We start from the raw sequence: 16,474 nt of genomic DNA, 5'->3' as shown, positions 1-16,474 counted from the left end.
AAATTATACATACTTTTAAATAAAATATACTGTTGATTTAATCAATAAAAGCTTTATGAACAAATAGGTTGGATGGGCTTGTAGGAATCTTTATTTGCCTAGTTCTTAGAGTGGATTTCGACAAGTGGTTAGTGAGCTTATCGAAGTACTTCATGCTCTTACACCATTAAATCAACTGTCTTAATAATTTTATTGACTAGTTTGTTTAATTTATAGACAACTGATAATGAAATAAATGATGCAGTCTAATGTTTACATGCAGATTAATTTTGACAAAAATAGTTTTTACAAGTATTTAAATTTATAGTCTTAACTGTTTTTTTGGAATTTAGTAGAAATAAACATACCTAGTAGGACACCAACGGTGATAATTCCAATCATGATTGTGGCTAAGGCATTTATCTCAGGTGTAGGACCATTTTTTACAGTTGAGTAAATATACATTGGTAAAGTAGGATTATCACTACCAGCTACAAATTCTGTGACGACTAAATCATCAATAGATAATGTAAATGTAAGTAACGCAGAAGTAATTAGTGCTGGTATTAGTTGTGGTAGAGTTATTTTAAAGAATGTCTCTATAGGACCAGCTCCTAAATCTAGAGCAGCTTCTTCTAGAGATATATCTACACTAGTTATGCGTGATTGCATTACTATCGTTACGTAAGCAGTACACATAGTTACATGAGCTATCACAACAGTAGTTGTACCACGCTCATGTGGCCAGCCGATTAAATGTTGTAAGGTTGAAAACATTAATAGTAAAGCAACCCCTAGAATAATGTCAGGCAATACAAGAGGTGTAGCTACAAGACCATATAAAAAATTTCTAGATTTAAAAAATTTAAATCTAGTCATGGCATAAGCAACTATTGTACCTAGTATTGTCGCTATTGCAGAGGTGATTGTAGCTATTTTAAGGCTAGTAAAAGTAGCATTAATAATGTCTTCATCATGAATAACCTCATGATACCAGTCAAAAGTAAAACCACCCCATAAGTTAATAATTTCAGAATTACTAAACGAGAAAACCACCAAAATTATTAGCGGAATATATAAAAATATCAAACCTAATATAAGCATTATCTTATTAAATAAAAATCTCTTCATCGCTTATATCCTCCTAGACAAAAGTTCTCTTTGCTTGAATGTTTTGCATCCATAGGATAGGTAAAACTAGTACAACTATTAATACTATAGATATCGCAGCAGCCATACCCCAGTTATTAGAAGTAAAAAACTCTTCCCAAATAACATTACCAATCATTAACGAATCCATACCACCCATAATTTGTGGCACAACTACTTCCCCAATACCAGGGATAAATATTAGTAAGCTGCCAGCAATTAGCCCAGGCATTGATAATGGTAATGTTATCTTAAAGAAAGAATTAATAGGCTTAGAGCCTAAATCTTCAGCTGCATCGTAGATACTAGGATCAATTTTAATTAGAATACTATATAGTGGTAATACTAAAAATGGTAAGTAGCAATAAACCATACCTAGATACATCGAAAAATCATTATATAGTAAAGCCATGCTTGGCAAACCTAAATCCATTAGAAATTGATTTAGAGTGTGGTTACCTAGTAATGTTACCCAAGCATAAGTTCTAAGCAGGAAAGAAGTCCAATATGGAATAATAATCAGAACTAAAAAGAAAATTTGCGTGTTTTTTTTGGCTTTTGATAAAGCTAATGCCACCGGATAACCGATTAAAATACACAATACTGTAGTTATAAAAGCAACTTTAAAAGATTTAAGTAGTGAAATGAATATTAAATTATAATGAATCAGCTCAATATAATTACTTAAATATAATGTAAAGTGTAGCGTTGCTTGTTTATAAGTCATTAATGAGGTAACCGGAGGAGTACCATCAGCAGGCAAAGTAAAACTAATACCTACGATAAATAAAAATGGTATAAGTAGAAAAACAACAAACCATATAAAAGGAATTAGATAAACTAAAGTATGTCTAAAGCTTTTTTCTAAGTTTTGCATTACGAGTAAAGCACCATAATATTTTGTGACTCCCAAGTAAGATATACTTCATCATCCCAAGAAGGATGGTCAGCATTTCTCTCAATATTAAAGTCAGTTGATTTGACTATACTACCATTCTGCGTCCTTACATGATAAGTAGATAATCCACCCATATAAGCAATATCCTCAACAATTCCTTTAATACAGTTTACAGGACAGTTAGGATTATATCCTTCTGGTTTTTCTTTGCTAATAACTATTTTTTCAGGGCGTAAACCTATCCATATCTCTTGATCTTCAATGGCTTCGATATTTCTTCTTAGGACAAAATTTGTGCCTGCCTGTTCAGAAGTTATCACACTACGAGTTCTACTAACTTCTTCGACACGACCTTCAAAAATTGTACTTTTACCAATAAAGTTAGCAACAAACCTACTCTTAGGGAACTCATAAATTTCTGAAGGAGTACTTACTTGCTCTAACCAACCATCTGTCATAATACCAATTCTTGTAGACATTGTCATAGCTTCTTCTTGATCATGAGTTACCATTATAAATGTACTGCCAGTTTGCTCTTGGATATCAACAAGCTCAAACTGCATTTGGTCGCGGAGATTTTTGTCTAATGCAGATAATGGTTCATCCAATAGGATTAGTTTAGGTCTTTTTGCTAAGCATCTTGCCAAAGCTACACGCTGACGCTGACCACCAGATAGTTGATAAGGTTTTCTTTTAGCAAGATGATCCATTTTAATAATTTTTAAAGCGGCATCTGTATCTTTTTCAATTTCTTCTTTTTTAAGAGACTTCTCTTGCTTTAAACCAAACATGATATTCTGTTTTACATTCATATGCGGAAATAATGCATAAGACTGAAACATCATGTTTACAGGTCTTTTGTATGGTGGAGTATTTGACATATCTACACCATCGATAATTATCTTACCATCAGTTGGTCTTTCAAATCCTGCTAGCATTCTAAGTAATGTACTTTTACCACTTCCAGATCCGCCTAGTAAAGAAAAAAATTCTTTTGGATAGACATCAAGGTTTACAGAGTCAACTGCTAAGTGACCATGATCAAACTGTTTAGATAGGTTCTTTATAGAAACCAAAGGTTTTTTTGAAAATTTTTGCATCTTTAGGTTCTATATAAGTTGGTTAAGATGTGTAATAATAAGCAATTTTTTGATAGAAAAAAAGTAAATTATTAGTATTCTTTGATATTATTAAATACTTTATTAATTTTTTTTGAAATCAAGAAGAAAATGATGGTTAGAATAGTAGTAATAATTGTTAGGCAAACAAAGATGTTTGAGTACATTTGATTTATGCCTAAAGCAGTAATATCCTCAGCTTTTAGTTTATTATCAATGGCATAATTAGAAACAGGACCTGAGATTACAATACCAATAGCAACATTTACAAACATATAGCCAGTAAAAATTCCCTGATGAACAGGTTTAATTAAATCACCAACTAAAGCATAGCTAGTAGCATTTACATGGATTTTACCTGCTGCTGCAATTAACAGTAATAGTATCGGAAAGATAACATTAACAGTACCAGTATTTTTATTAGCTAATAAGATTCCTATAGGTATCATCATAAAAGCTACTATATAGAAACCAATACCTCTAGTGATTAAGCTATCTGGAGAAAGTGTAGTAGCATTTTTTGTCTTCGCTTTGACAATATTATTAACAAGAAACCAAAAATAATTACTCCTAAACTTTCAAAAGTATTGACATTTGCTGTGGCTGCATAGTTATACTAAATAAAGACTTGTTAGTATTAAACTTAACAAAATTTTCTAATGCTGAGCTTTACATATCTTGAACAAATGCAAAAATCATACATGCCGACTTCAATAGATAGCATAAAGGCAATTATGTGTTCTCTATACTCCGGTTCTTGTTTTAAGGCGATAAAAGCTAAATATATAAATACTGAAATAAATACACATATAACAAGGTTACTACCAAATTCTACATGTCTAATTAGAAATATTGAGAAGAAAAAGCATACTAAGATTATTCCAGGGGCTACTAGATAATGTGCTTTAGACTTTGAAAATTGGTTATAGAACAATGTATCTTTATCCTCGACATTTTTAAATTTAGCAGATGTAAAATCACTGTTAGTGCTAAGCATGCAGCAGCTGTATAAAATACGATAGTATAAGTGTCATAACTCTGTATAACTCCAGCTAAGATAAAACTATCAACAAAACCTTTATTCATACAGCCATAGTATTGAAAATGCAATTCTACGGTTGTGATCTTCTGGTTTAAAGAGTTGAGTTAATATCGTATTAGACAACTGACATTAAGTCCAGCACCAGTAATAAATAGTGCCATGTCATAGATTATCAGTTATAGTTTTGGAGATGGTCATTTTGTTCCTGGACCAATATTTATTGCAAAGCCACAAGCTCAAAGCGAAGATGATGGTTTGATTTTTGTGAATGTAATCGATACGGATAAGATACTTAGTTTATATTGTCTATTTAAATGCAAAAGATTTAAGGCTAGTATATAAAGCATATTTACCAATTTTGATTCCACCTACGTTGCATGGAATTTACATAAAGTAGTAATTTTATGAAAAATATAATTTTTGATTTTGATTCGACGTTAATTAAAAAAGAGTCTTTAGAGCTAATCTTAGAGCCAATATTACAAAAATCTCCAACAAAACTAAAAGAGATAGAGTATATAACTAACGTAGGTATGCAAGGAGATATCAATTTTAGAGACTCTCTAGAAAAAAGATTAGCAATTGCTAGCCCAGCTAGACAAAGTATAAAAGAGTTTAGTGATAAATATTGCCCTAACTTACTAACAGATGGTATTAAAGAACTAGTTCAAAATCTCAAAAATAAAGGCTTTGAAATATGGGTTTTTAGTGGTGGGTTAACCGAAATTATTCAGCCATTTGCAGACTATTTAAATATACCTCGACAAAATATTTTTGCTGTTGAAATTATTTGGAATAGAGACAGTAGTTTCAAAGCGTTTGATAACTTTAATGGAGCTTGTGATTCTAAGTTAAGTGCTTTTGACAAAGCTAAAGGTTTGATTAATGGTGAGGTTATAGCAATTGGTGATGGCTATACTGATTATCAGTTATATGAAAAAGGCTATGCAGCTAAGTTTATTGCTTATATCGAGCATGTTGAGAGACAAAAAGTGACAAATTTATCTAAATATGTTGCTAGAAATGTTGCTGAGTTAGCAAGTTTAATTATATAATTTTTTACGGGACACTATAGAATGAATAAACGCCACACTCAGTACTAGTATACCAATCGAACCATTAAACCATTCAGGAAGATGCATAAATATTTTTAATAATAATGCCATTGCGAGAAAACCAATAGCATAATGAGCACCGTGCCCTAGATAGATATATTTTGCTAGAGTTTTCTTTTCAACAAATAGTATAGTCAAAGATCGCACAAACATCGCCCCAATACCTAAACCAATCATAATAATAATGATATTCGCAGTGATAGCAAATGCACCAATAACACCATCAAAACTAAAAGAAACATCTATTATTTCTAAGTAAATAAAACCGATTAAACCATTGTGAGCGACATCTATAGTACTAACCTTAGTGGTGGCAAATAATGAGTTAAGCAGACCAATGCTGTTATGAACTATTATTCCCAAGAGAAAAGCAATAGCTAAACTACCTTGATAGTTAGAGTCAGCATAGTAGATTGTGATAACTCCAATGATAATCGCAAAAAGAATGTAACCACCATCATAATTACGAATTTTTTTTGTAATTATGTTATTTTCAATAAGTGGTATCCAATAGTGTCCTTTATTTTCACTTAGAAAGAAGTTTAAGAAAACCATGAGTAAGAAACTACCACCAAAGCTACAAATATAAGGCATCGAATGCTCTAATATTTTTTGGTATTGTTGTGGGTTATCTAAAGCAAGCATAGCTACACTGGCAAAATTAATACCACTAGTCACACTTACTAGTAAGATTGGAAATATTAGACGCATCCCAAAGACAGCGATAGGTAGACCTAAATAAATAAAAATCTTTTGCCATTTTTGTGGCATTTGGCCGAGAATTTTTGCATTGATTACAGCATTATCAAAACTAAGCGATATTTCAAGTATTGCTAGGATTAATATCGAGTATATTGTCTCTAGTGACGCAGTTGGATAAATAAATACAGCGATAGCAACACCAATTAGTGTTACAAACGAAGATCCATAAAAGTATTTTAAAATTTTCAAAGTAACTTTTTTAACAGATAGATTAACATATAATAAATCTTTTAATAGAGATTTTAAGGTGATAGTATGTCAATAGCTTTGTACACACTGATTTTTCTAGCAGGATGTTTTTTACATGACGCAACTTTATGAAAAATAAAGAGTGCGCTATAAGCATAGCAGAGCGCACAGCACTTAAGTACAATTTGGATTTACTCGATGATGCTGTTTATTTGCGTAAGATAAATTTGCAATTTGAGAATAAAAGACTGGTTTTTTATCGAGTATATTCATTTGACTATAATACACAAAATTCAGATGACAGATATAGAGGTTATATAGTTATTAGAAATGGCAGGCTTGATGATGTTGTTTTAGAGTTTGAAAAAGTTGATATTGTCAAAGAAAGTACTATATCTGAGCAAGCTACTAATATTTCACCGCATCAGTCAGAAAATAATATTATAAATTTTGATGGGTAAGGAAAATTATAATGATTCATCTACACCAGTTATCAAATTTAAAAGGCAAAAATTATAGTTATAGTCCTTTTTGCTTAAAACTTGAATTATACTTAAAAGCTACAGATTTAAATTATCAAAATCATTTTAGTCTTGAGTTTAACAAGTCGCCAACAGGAAAAATGCCTTATATAAAAACTATGGGTAAAAAAATTTGCTGATAGTAATCTTATAATTGCGATGTTAGAAAAACAACATCAACTTAATTTAGATCATCATCTAAGCGCTGAGCAAAAGGCTATAGCTTGTGCTTTTATAAGGCTATGTGAAGATAGTTTATACTGGGCTGGACTATATAGTCGTTGGGTTGATAATGATAATTATTCATGGAAAAAAGAGTTTATTGAGTCAACTAAATTACCAAAGGCTATGGTAAGTATCGTATATCCTGTTGCTAAAAGAAATATTCTACGTCAGTTTAAAGCTAGTGGGATTACAAATTTAACTAATAATGAAATCTACTCAAAAGCAGAACGTGATTTAAAGGCTATTGCTGATTATTTAGGCTCTAAGGAATATTTTTTTAATGATAGAATTTCATTAGTAGATATTATGGTATTTAGTTTTATTATAAATATGGTTAGATAGCAATTGTGGCAAAAGATTAGCAAATTTTTTGGTCAGCCTTAAGCTTGATAATTTCATCAAAAATATGCAAGATTCTTTTAATATTAATTTCTAGTATTATTATTCTAGTTTTTACTGGAAATAATAAGCTTATAATATTCTTGTTAGCTGTAAAATATTTTAATAGTTTGTGTGATCAGTTTTTCTAAGCTGATTTAGTAATAGCAGTTTTTTATAAAAAGAAAGATACATAATTTAAGGGATAAAACATGAATGTTTTGGAGATTAACGCACAAACTCTGAGAAATAATATTAAGACAATAAAAGATTATATTGGTAATGTCAAGATTTGTTTTCCTGTTAAGGCAAACGCTTATGGGCATGGTTTAGAATTGGTCATTAAACATAGTCATGATCTGGTTGATTTTTTTGCTGTGGCTAATGTTTTAGAGGCTTTTAGGGTCTTAGATGTCGTTGAAAAACCAGTTATGATTTTTGGAGTAATCCAGTACAACTATATTGATAGAATTTTAAATAAAAATATCCGAGTTAGTATCCAAGATTATAATGATATTGAGAAGTTAGAAAAATTTGCTAAGTACTACAATAAAAAGCCTTTTGTTCATGTTAATTTCAATACGGGGATGAACCGTATGGGAGTAGACTATAATGATGCTTGTAGAACAATACAGAGAGCTTATGAATCGGATTGGTTAATTTTAGAAGGGGTCTATAGTCATTTAGCATGTGCTGATAATAGAGATCACCCAACAAATATTAAACAAAGAAATAGATTTGACAATATTGTTGAATTTACCAAAGGATTATCTCAAGATATTATTTGTCACTTGTCTAATTCTTATGGCTTTTTAGGTCAAAAAGTAATCTGTTATGATCTGGTAAGACCAGGGATTTTAAGCTATGGTTTTTTACCAAAGTTTTATGTTGATAGAGCTATAAGAGAAATAAAACCTATCGCAAGATTACTTTCAGAAGTGGTTAAGATAATTACACTGCAACAGGGAGAGGGTGTTGGTTACTCATTGATTTATCGAGGTTTTGAGGGTGAGCAGCTAGCTGTGATTCCTATTGGTTATGGCGATGGTTTTCCTCGTGAATTAGGTAATAGAGGTTTTGTTAATATAAATAATGTCATGTATCCTATGGCTGGTAAAATGAGTATGGATGGTCTGACAGTATCTTTAGGAATAAATGAGCATGATGTCAAAGTAGGTGATACAGTCGAGCTGATATCAGATACTCCACTCAATCGAAATAGTGTATTTTCAATAGCAAAACAAACAAATACAATCGAATATGATATCATGAGTACACTAAATGATCGTGTAATAAGAAAGATCATATAATAATCTAAAGTGTTTACTTAATGAATTAATCACAGTAAACTCATTATTAAAATTTGTTAATTTATTAAGATAAAGGGTTATAATGGAAAAAAAGAGTCTTTCTACTTTTAGTCTTGTGGCTATGGGTGTTGGTGCTATTATGGGTTCCGGTTGGATGTTTGCTGCGCAGTATACATCACAAGAGGCTGGTCCAGGCTCTGTCATTTCATGGATAATAGGCGCAGTTTTAATGGTTTTTATAGCTTTGGTATTTGCTGAGGTTTGCACAATTGTCCCTGTTGAAGGTTCTACATCACGAATTCCACATATTACGCATGGAACGATGACAAGCTATATGTTTGCATGGATTACATGGATATCATATCTAGTTTTAGCACCAATTGAAGTTCAAGCAGTTATTCAGTATTTGGCTGTTTTTTATCCATCATTAATTGATACAAGTAGAGATGGTGCATTATCAATGGTAGGCTTGCCTTTGGCAATCTTTTTCCTTTTAGGCTTTTGTGTGATTAATTTCTATTCGCTTAAGTGGTTAGCCAAAATAAACAATATCGTAACTTTATTTAAGGTCGCTATACCGATATTTATCTCGATTGTCTTTATGGTTTTTTGTTTTACATTGCCAGCATTAAAGGATATAAAAACTGAAGAGCTCTCATTAATGCCATTTGGTTTTAATGGTGTTTTAGCAGCTGTTTCTGTTGGTGGTATTGCCTATGCTTTTACTGGATTTAAAACTATCGTTGAGTTGGCTGGAAGTACAAAAAATCCTAAAAAATCTATACCTGTAGCAACTGTGAGCGCAGTACTGATTTGTCTAATAATATTTTTGTTCTTACAGTTTGCTTATTTGCTAGTAATGTCAAAGTTTATCCATAATAATAATTGGCATAGTGTAGTTATGCCAGGTGCAAGCTCATCTAGTTTTGGACCTTTTGCCATAATGGCTCAAAGCTTTGGAGTTAAATGGGTGATTTACCCACTTTATTTTGGAGCAATCATTTTCCCTTTAATGGCAGGATTAATCTATTTTAGTATTGCATTAAAGTCTCTTGGAGCTATGATTTATAATGGTTATTTACCACGTGTTTTAAGTAAATTAAGTCCAATTATGAAAAACCCTATCTATGCTATTGGCTTAAATTTTCTTATAGCATTAATTATGTTTGCGCCATTTCCTGGTTGGAAAGAGATGGCAACTTTCCTAACATCGTTGATAGCTCTTACTTATATCACCGGTCCTACATCAACGATGGCGCTTAGACATCATTTACCAGAGCTTCATAGACCATTTAGGCTTAGAGGAGCTTATCTATTATCAACTTTAGGGATATTTGCTGCTACTTTAGTATTTTTATGGAGTGGCTGGACAATAGTCTCAAAAGCAGGTATAGCGTTGATTATCGCTTTAGCAATGCTCGGTATATATAGGACTTTTAGAAAAGATAGATCTGAAGAAATACACTGGAATTTTAGAGAGTCAATATGGTTTTGGGTGTATATTGTCTTAGTGACAATAGTTTCATATTTTAGCTCATTTGGCGGTAGAGGTGATTTAGATTTATATTGGAGCTCTGCAATAATATTAGTAATTAGTTTTATTGTTGTTACAATCGCAAAAAATCTGTGTTTACCAGCAGCTGATATGCAAGATGGTATCCGAAAAGCTATTAGTGATGATAATTATATCTAAATAAATATTTCTATTTTTATCTTATATTTCATATTTATTATACTCATTAGTTTAATCAATTTTAAATATACTATGATTAAAGTATCTTTTGATGGCAAGCATGGTGCTTACTCTGAGCAAGCGATAACTAGTTTATTAGATCAGCAGAATATAAAAGATTTTCAAATAGTTTCGTGCTGGTCTTTTTCTGATGCCATCGCACGTAAATCAAATTTTGTAATGATTCCAGTAGAAAACTCATATGCTAGTTCTGTTGTACCAGCATATGATGAGTTGATTAAGAGTAATCTAAAGATCAAAACTGAGATAATTTTAAAAATAAAACATTTCTTGATGGGACTAGATGGTGTCAAGATCTCAGAAGTTGAAAGTGTTATATCTTATCCCCAAGCATTATCACAATGTGCTAATAGTCTAAAAAAATTAAAGCTTACTCCTGAGGCGTTTGTTGATACAGCAGGGGCTGCTGAGTATATCTTTGAGAAAAATAAAAGAAATCACTTAGCTATTACTGGAGAGTTAGCAGCTGAAACTTATGGGTTAAAGATTTTTCAACATGAATTTGAAGATGAGCGATTTAATTATACCCACTTTTTATTAATGGGTTACGATGATATCAAAGTTAGCTCAGCTGATAACAAGTACAAAACAACTATAATATTTTCAGTTGAAGATAAGTCTAATACTTTCGTAAATACATTAAGTGTTTTCGGTAAAAATAATATTAACCTGATCAAGATAGAATCTTGACCATCAAAAAATAGGGCGTGGAACTATTTATTTTTTATCGATTTTGAGGTCTGTGATGATGATCTTAATGTACAGCAGGCATTACTAGAGGTTCTCAAAAAAGCACATTTCTTAAGGTTTTAGGTTCTTATAAGAGTTATCATTTTAGTTAGAAAGATTTTATAAGTAGAACTAAATAATGAGTTATAAAGTTAATATTATTTATAGAGATGTTAGTAACTTAAAGATTTCTTTAAATAAAGATGGTTTAGTAACGGTAATATCACCGAAAAGTCTAACTCAAAAAGAAATTTTCAAAATTGTTGAGTCTAAAAAAGCATGGCTTGATAAACATGCTAAAAGATTATCAATTAACCAAAAATATGATTACCAAAATTATACTTTGAATGATGGTGATAGTATTTATTTTCTTGGATGCGAATATCCAATTAAACTTGTTGAGTCAAAGCATAATATTGTAAATTATCATGATGATCATATAGAGTTTTTATTAAATTCAAGTGTTGTTGCAGATAGAGAATTTAAGTTACAGCTATTAGAGGAATTTTATAAAGATCAAGCAGATATTATTCTTAATAATCTAGTAGCTAAATATCTCAAGATTACTAATCAAGAGATCAATAAGGTTACAATAAAAAAACAAAGACTCGGTGGGGCTCATGTAATTATGTCAAAAAAACTATCAACCTTAATTTTAATCTTATTTTACGGGATATCCGAGCAATTGAGTATGTGGTTCTACATGAGATAGCTCATTTGACTCATCCAAATCATTCAAAAGAATTTTATGCCTATATGGCTAGCTATATGCCTGATTGGAAAGTTAGAGAAAAAAGGCTAAAATAGAGTATAATTAGTTAGTTGCCATAAATTTTTTAAATTTTCTGGAGGCATGTTATGGAAAGTACATTTGAGCTTTTTTCTATAGGAGTTGGCCCATCTTCATCTCATACTATAGGTCCGATGAGAGCGGGTTGTGATTTTATAAATTTGTATAAAGATAAATTACCTCAAACTACTGGTGTTAAGATTGATTTATTTGGTTCTCTTGCTTTAACTGGTAAAGGTCATAAAACAGACTATGCTGTTGTTTTAGGGGTGATGGGTTTTTTACCAGAGTCAGTAGATATTGAATTAGCAAAAAAACTCTATGAGGACTGCTTAAGAGATAAAAAACTCAATTTGGGTCAAAAGTTTGAAATTGATTTTGATTATAATAAAGATTTGATATTTCATTATAACGAGTTTTTACCAGAGCATGCTAATGGTATGCGTTTTTCACTTTTTAATAGTAGCGAGCTACTTTGTGAAAAAGAGTATTTTTCAATTGGTGGTGGTTTTATTGTAGATAAAAAACAAATTAAAAAAGATACTGTTCCTACAGAAGTTCTATGTGACAAACCTTATAAGTTTTCAACTATGGCTGAATTAAGAGAGCTTTGCCAGCAAGATGGCAAAACGATTGATGAGATAATGTTTGAAAATGAAAAGACAGCTTATGGTGAGCAGGAATCATTAGATAAGCTAGCTGAGATCTGGCATGTCATGGAAATATCAATCGAAAAAGGTTTAACTTGTGCTGAAGCAACACTGCCAGGAGGTCTCAAAGTCAGAAAAAGAGCTCCAAGTATGATTAGAAAGCTCAAGGAGCAAAATGTTGTCAATACTGATTTTAATTATCTAAATGCTTTTGCAATAGCTGTAAATGAGCAAAATGCGTGTGGTGAAAGAGTAGTTACAGCACCTACTAATGGTGCTGCAGGTATTATTCCAGCTGTACTTAAGTATTATTTACAAACTCATGAGATTGTAAATCAACAAGAGCTTAAAGAGATAGTTAATAAATACCTGCTTGTATGTGCAGCTATTGGTATTTTGTATAAATCAGGTGCATCAATTTCAGCAGCTGAAGTAGGTTGTCAAGGAGAGGTTGGTGTTGCCTGCTCAATGGCAGCTGCTGGATATTGTGCTTTACTTGGAGGAGATATTGATTCTATTGAGTCAGCAGCAGAAATTGGTATGGAGCATAATTTAGGACTTACTTGTGATCCTATTGGCGGTTTGGTACAGATTCCATGTATAGAGCGTAATGCTATGGGAGCTGTACAAGCTATAAATGCAGCTAAACTTGCATATCTTGATACAGGTGAGAAGCGCTTTGTCGGTTTAGATTATGTAATTAAGGTTATGTATGAAACTGGTTTAGATATGTCTAGTAAATATAAAGAAACTTCTTTAGGTGGTTTAGCTACTAATGTCCCGGTATGTTAGTTAATTTAATAGTAGTGAAACATCTAAGTTTTAAGTTAATTTGGCAAAATTATACTAGTTTAGTATAATTTAAGCTGTAAAAGTTCTATAAAAATTTTTGATATGTATGATGTAAATAAAATTAGACAAGATTTTCCTTTTTTAGCACAAAAAATAAATAACAAGTCAGTACTTTTTTTTGACACAGGTGCCTCAGCACAAAAACCTCAAGCTGTTATAGAATCTATAGCTGAAGCATATGAATATAATTATGCTAATGTACACAGAGGAGTATATTCTCTTAGCCAAAAGGCTAGTGAGAAGTATGAAAATGTCCGTCAAATTGTGCAAAAGTTCTTAAATTCTAAATCAGCAGATGAAATAGTTATAACAAAAGGAACTACAGAGGCTATTAACCTAGTTGCTAGAGGTATTGGTAAAAGTATTATTAAACCTAATGATGAGATAATTGTCACAGAAATGGAGCATCATGCTAATTTTGTACCATGGCAGATGCTTTGTGAAGACAAAAATCTAGCTTTTAAAGTAGCTATGGTTAAAGATAATGGTGAGCTAGATGTCGAGAATTTATTAGCTTTAGTTACGGCTAAAACTAAAATCTTAGCTATTACCTTATGTTCTAATGTTTTAGGGACAATTAATCCTGTAAAAGATATTATCAAACAAGTTAGAGAAATTAATCCAGATATAGTCGTATTGGTAGATGGTGCTCAAGCAGTTATTCATACCAAGGTTGATGTTCAAGATTTAGATTGTGACTTTTTTGTTTTTTCTGGACATAAGCTGTATGGTCCAACTGGAGTAGGTATTCTGCATGGTAAATATGAACTGCTAAAACAACTTCCGCCTTATAATTATGGTGGTGATATGGTTGAAGAAGTAACTAAAGCCAAAACCACATTTGTATTCCCACCATACAGGTTTGAAGCAGGAACACCAAATATTGTTGGGGCTATTGGACTTGGTAGTGCTATTGAGTATGTTGATTCAATTGATATGAGTAATATTGAAAAACATGAGCAAAAATTGTTAGAGTACGCGACAAGTGAGTTTAATAAAATTGATGGTCTAACTATAATTGGACAGGCAAAACATAAAGCAGGAGTGATAACTTTTAATGTTGAAGGTTGTAACGCTAGTGATATTGGTGAGCTACTAGCAATCAAGGGGATATGTGTTAGAACTGGTAAGCATTGTGCTCATCCTTTGATGTATCGAATGGGAGTTACCTCAACAGTACGTATGTCTTTTGGGATGTATAATACTTTTGAGGAAATAGATTTGTTCATAATAGCATTGAAAAAAGTAATATCTCAATTAAAATAATTTAGCAAAAAGAGGCAAGTATGGTAGAAGTTTTTGATCCAAATGCTAGTAGTGTTTTAGAAGTTACAGATGCTGCGGCTAAACATTTCAAGAAACATCTAGAAAAGCGTGATGGTTGTATAGGTATTTATGTGGGAACTAAAGTTATGGGTTGTTCTGGTTTAACTTATGATCTTGATTTTGTTAAACAGCAACCTGAAGATACACAAAAAGTACAGCAGCACGGTATTAGTTTTTTTGTATCTAACAAATCTATAGATTTTCTTAATGGTCTAAGAATTGATTATGTTCAACATGATTTTGGATTATATAAGTTAGAATATACAAATCCAAACGAGTTAGCACGTTGTGGTTGTGGTGAAAGTTTTACGGTTTAGGAATATATAGGAATGAAAGTAACAGATGTAGCAATAGTAAGAAGGCAAGTGAAAGTAACCGCTGTGCCATTTGGTAATGAGGTCGAGCTAATGCCTGGTCAAGAAGTTCTAGTAACTCAAGATAAGGGAGGAAGCTTTACTCTAAATGTAAATGGTAGTTTACTTCATTTAGATGGCAAAGATGCTGATGCTATAGGTAAACAAATTGTTAAATATCCTGTAGAAGAATATAATATCAAGCCGGGTGATCCTATTAATATGAATGCTATTTGGGATCAAATGAGAACGGTTTATGATCCAGAAATTCCTGTTAATATTGTTGATCTTGGTTTAATTTATAATATTGTCGCTAGAAAGCTAGAGAATAGTAATTTTCATGTAATTATTGAGATGACATTAACAGCGCCTGGATGCGGTATGGGACCAGTGCTTATGACAGATGTTGAAAAAAGAGTAGCAATGCTTCCTAATGTAGATAAGGTTGATGTAGTGATGGTTTTTGATCCACCATGGAATTCAGAAATGATGACTGAAGTTGCTAAGTTAGAGTTAGGATTATTTTAGCAATTTAGCTTATGAATAAGATAGCAATTTATCCAGGTACATTTGATCCGATTACGAATGGACATGTTGACTTAGTTGATCGTGCTCTAAATATCTTTGATCAAATAGTTGTTGCAGTATCTACAGCTTATGGTAAAAATACTCTTTTTGATCTTTGTATTAGAGAGCAAATAATAAAAGAAGTTTTCAAAGATAATCAAAGAGTCAAAGTTGTAAGCTTTCAAGGTCTACTTGTTGATACAGCAGTAAAACATAATGCTTGTGCAATAGTTAGAGGTCTCAGAGCGGTATCTGATTTTGATTATGAATTTCAGATGTCAAGTATGAATAATAAACTTAATAGCGATATTCAAACTATATTCTTAACTCCAAGTGAGAAGTTTTCTTGTATTTCTTCAACATTGATTAGAGCGGTAGCAATACATAACTATAAGCGTGTGGATGAGTTTGTGCCTGAGTGTGTCTTCCGTGAGATAAAGCTTAAATATTCTAAGGACTAAAAATTATGGCATTACTAATTACTGATGAATGTATTAATTGTGATATTTGTGAACCTGAATGTCCTAATGAGGCGATATCACAAGGTGAAGAATATTACGAGATTGATCCAAAAAAATGTACCGAATGCTTTGGGCACTTTGATGAGTCTCAATGTACCAAAGTTTGTCCAATTAGATGTATAATTATAGATCCAAATAATATAGAAACACAACAACAGCTTTTAAATAAGTATAAAAAACTAGTATCATAAAGCTATAAAAAATTCTTGGAAAATATTTTTTATTAATGTAAACTAACTCAGTCTTA

The 16,474-nt window shown here is 31.6% G+C and carries 13 protein-coding genes and 5 pseudogenes; 13 read left to right on the top strand and 5 right to left on the bottom strand.

Features of this window, described 5'->3' with window-relative positions; genetic code table 11:
* Window positions 1-309: 309 nt before the first annotated feature.
* The 4 genes and pseudogenes from C9379_RS05215 to C9379_RS05200 form a co-directional block, all read right to left on the bottom strand.
* The gene (locus C9379_RS05215; protein WP_143384596.1) at window positions 310-1,110 is read right to left on the bottom strand and encodes an ABC transporter permease; all 801 of its coding nucleotides are present in this window, start codon (window positions 1,108-1,110) and stop codon (window positions 310-312) included.
* Window positions 1,111-1,123: 13 nt separating this feature from the next.
* Window positions 1,124-2,005, bottom strand: coding sequence for an ABC transporter permease (locus C9379_RS05210; RefSeq protein ID WP_318263234.1), 882 nt, complete (start codon window positions 2,003-2,005; stop codon window positions 1,124-1,126).
* A complete protein-coding gene (locus C9379_RS05205; RefSeq protein ID WP_343377539.1) occupies window positions 2,005-3,126 on the bottom strand; it encodes an ABC transporter ATP-binding protein in 1,122 nt (373 codons plus the stop codon). The genes C9379_RS05210 and C9379_RS05205 overlap by 1 nt, the downstream gene beginning before the upstream one ends.
* A 71-nt stretch (window positions 3,127-3,197) precedes the next feature.
* Window positions 3,198-4,362 (bottom strand): annotated as a pseudogene (locus C9379_RS05200) (MFS transporter); the annotation flags it as partial.
* A 228-nt stretch (window positions 4,363-4,590) separates the two neighbouring features.
* Between C9379_RS05200 and C9379_RS05195 the strand changes: the two are divergent.
* Complete coding sequence (locus C9379_RS05195; protein ID WP_143384599.1) at window positions 4,591-5,241, top strand: HAD-IB family phosphatase; 651 nt, start codon at window positions 4,591-4,593, stop codon at window positions 5,239-5,241.
* Here C9379_RS05195 and C9379_RS05190 read toward each other — a convergent pair.
* On the bottom strand, window positions 5,230-6,252 hold the full coding sequence (locus C9379_RS05190) for a DUF475 domain-containing protein (RefSeq protein ID WP_143384600.1): 1,023 nt from the start codon (window positions 6,250-6,252) through the stop codon (window positions 5,230-5,232). The genes C9379_RS05195 and C9379_RS05190 overlap by 12 nt on opposite strands.
* 66 nt (window positions 6,253-6,318) lie before the next feature.
* Between C9379_RS05190 and C9379_RS05185 the strand changes: the two are divergent.
* The 12 genes and pseudogenes from C9379_RS05185 (at window position 6,319) to C9379_RS05130 (ending at window position 16,418) form a co-directional block, all read left to right on the top strand.
* Window positions 6,319-6,713, top strand: a pseudogene (locus C9379_RS05185) (DUF3301 domain-containing protein).
* An 11-nt stretch (window positions 6,714-6,724) separates the two neighbouring features.
* A pseudogene (locus C9379_RS05180) lies at window positions 6,725-7,434 on the top strand (glutathione S-transferase family protein).
* Window positions 7,435-7,588: 154 nt separating this feature from the next.
* Window positions 7,589-8,686 carry an alanine racemase gene (gene alr, locus C9379_RS05175; RefSeq protein ID WP_143384601.1) on the top strand — a complete coding sequence of 366 codons (1,098 nt, stop codon included), beginning with the start codon at window positions 7,589-7,591 and terminating at the stop codon, window positions 8,684-8,686.
* A gap of 82 nt (window positions 8,687-8,768) precedes the next feature.
* Complete coding sequence (locus C9379_RS05170) at window positions 8,769-10,379, top strand: APC family permease (RefSeq protein ID WP_143384602.1); 1,611 nt, start codon at window positions 8,769-8,771, stop codon at window positions 10,377-10,379.
* A 72-nt stretch (window positions 10,380-10,451) separates the two neighbouring features.
* Window positions 10,452-11,281, top strand: a pseudogene (locus tag C9379_RS05165) (prephenate dehydratase).
* Window positions 11,282-11,307: 26 nt separating this feature from the next.
* Window positions 11,308-11,975 (top strand): annotated as a pseudogene (locus tag C9379_RS05160) (M48 family metallopeptidase).
* Window positions 11,976-12,026: 51 nt separating this feature from the next.
* Window positions 12,027-13,400 carry an L-serine ammonia-lyase gene (locus C9379_RS05155; RefSeq protein ID WP_143384603.1) on the top strand — a complete coding sequence of 458 codons (1,374 nt, stop codon included), beginning with the start codon at window positions 12,027-12,029 and terminating at the stop codon, window positions 13,398-13,400.
* A gap of 102 nt (window positions 13,401-13,502) precedes the next feature.
* Window positions 13,503-14,726, top strand: coding sequence for an aminotransferase class V-fold PLP-dependent enzyme (locus tag C9379_RS05150; RefSeq protein ID WP_143384604.1), 1,224 nt, complete (start codon window positions 13,503-13,505; stop codon window positions 14,724-14,726).
* Window positions 14,727-14,746: 20 nt separating this feature from the next.
* The gene (locus C9379_RS05145) at window positions 14,747-15,103 is read left to right on the top strand and encodes a HesB/IscA family protein (RefSeq protein ID WP_143384605.1); all 357 of its coding nucleotides are present in this window, start codon (window positions 14,747-14,749) and stop codon (window positions 15,101-15,103) included.
* Window positions 15,104-15,115: 12 nt separating this feature from the next.
* A complete protein-coding gene (gene sufT / locus C9379_RS05140; RefSeq protein WP_143384606.1) occupies window positions 15,116-15,667 on the top strand; it encodes a putative Fe-S cluster assembly protein SufT in 552 nt (183 codons plus the stop codon).
* A gap of 11 nt (window positions 15,668-15,678) precedes the next feature.
* Entirely contained in the window at window positions 15,679-16,167 is a 489-nt protein-coding gene (gene coaD / locus C9379_RS05135) for a pantetheine-phosphate adenylyltransferase (protein ID WP_143384607.1), read from the top strand.
* 5 nt (window positions 16,168-16,172) lie between these two features.
* Window positions 16,173-16,418 carry a YfhL family 4Fe-4S dicluster ferredoxin gene (locus C9379_RS05130; RefSeq protein ID WP_143384608.1) on the top strand — a complete coding sequence of 82 codons (246 nt, stop codon included), beginning with the start codon at window positions 16,173-16,175 and terminating at the stop codon, window positions 16,416-16,418.
* Window positions 16,419-16,474 lie beyond the last annotated feature (56 nt).

The organism is Francisella-like endosymbiont (assembly GCF_003069505.1).
Classification (GTDB): Bacteria; Pseudomonadota; Gammaproteobacteria; order Francisellales; family Francisellaceae; genus Francisella.
This window is presented reverse-complemented; position numbering and strand designations above follow the sequence as displayed.

Excerpts from the sequence above, each read along its gene's own strand:
- C9379_RS05215 (WP_143384596.1), bottom strand. The coding sequence starts at position 1,110 with ATGAAGAGATTTTTATTTAATAAGATAATGCTTATATTAGGTTTGATA.
- C9379_RS05210 (WP_318263234.1), bottom strand. The coding sequence starts at position 2,005 with ATGCAAAACTTAGAAAAAAGCTTTAGACATACTTTAGTTTATCTAATT.
- C9379_RS05205 (WP_343377539.1), bottom strand. The coding sequence starts at position 3,126 with ATGCAAAAATTTTCAAAAAAACCTTTGGTTTCTATAAAGAACCTATCT.
- C9379_RS05195 (WP_143384599.1), top strand. The coding sequence starts at position 4,591 with ATGAAAAATATAATTTTTGATTTTGATTCGACGTTAATTAAAAAAGAG.
- alr (WP_143384601.1), top strand. The coding sequence starts at position 7,589 with ATGAATGTTTTGGAGATTAACGCACAAACTCTGAGAAATAATATTAAG.
- C9379_RS05170 (WP_143384602.1), top strand. The coding sequence starts at position 8,769 with ATGGAAAAAAAGAGTCTTTCTACTTTTAGTCTTGTGGCTATGGGTGTT.
- C9379_RS05155 (WP_143384603.1), top strand. The coding sequence starts at position 12,027 with ATGGAAAGTACATTTGAGCTTTTTTCTATAGGAGTTGGCCCATCTTCA.
- C9379_RS05150 (WP_143384604.1), top strand. The coding sequence starts at position 13,503 with ATGTATGATGTAAATAAAATTAGACAAGATTTTCCTTTTTTAGCACAA.
- C9379_RS05145 (WP_143384605.1), top strand. The coding sequence starts at position 14,747 with ATGGTAGAAGTTTTTGATCCAAATGCTAGTAGTGTTTTAGAAGTTACA.
- sufT (WP_143384606.1), top strand. The coding sequence starts at position 15,116 with ATGAAAGTAACAGATGTAGCAATAGTAAGAAGGCAAGTGAAAGTAACC.
- coaD (WP_143384607.1), top strand. The coding sequence starts at position 15,679 with ATGAATAAGATAGCAATTTATCCAGGTACATTTGATCCGATTACGAAT.
- C9379_RS05130 (WP_143384608.1), top strand. The coding sequence starts at position 16,173 with ATGGCATTACTAATTACTGATGAATGTATTAATTGTGATATTTGTGAA.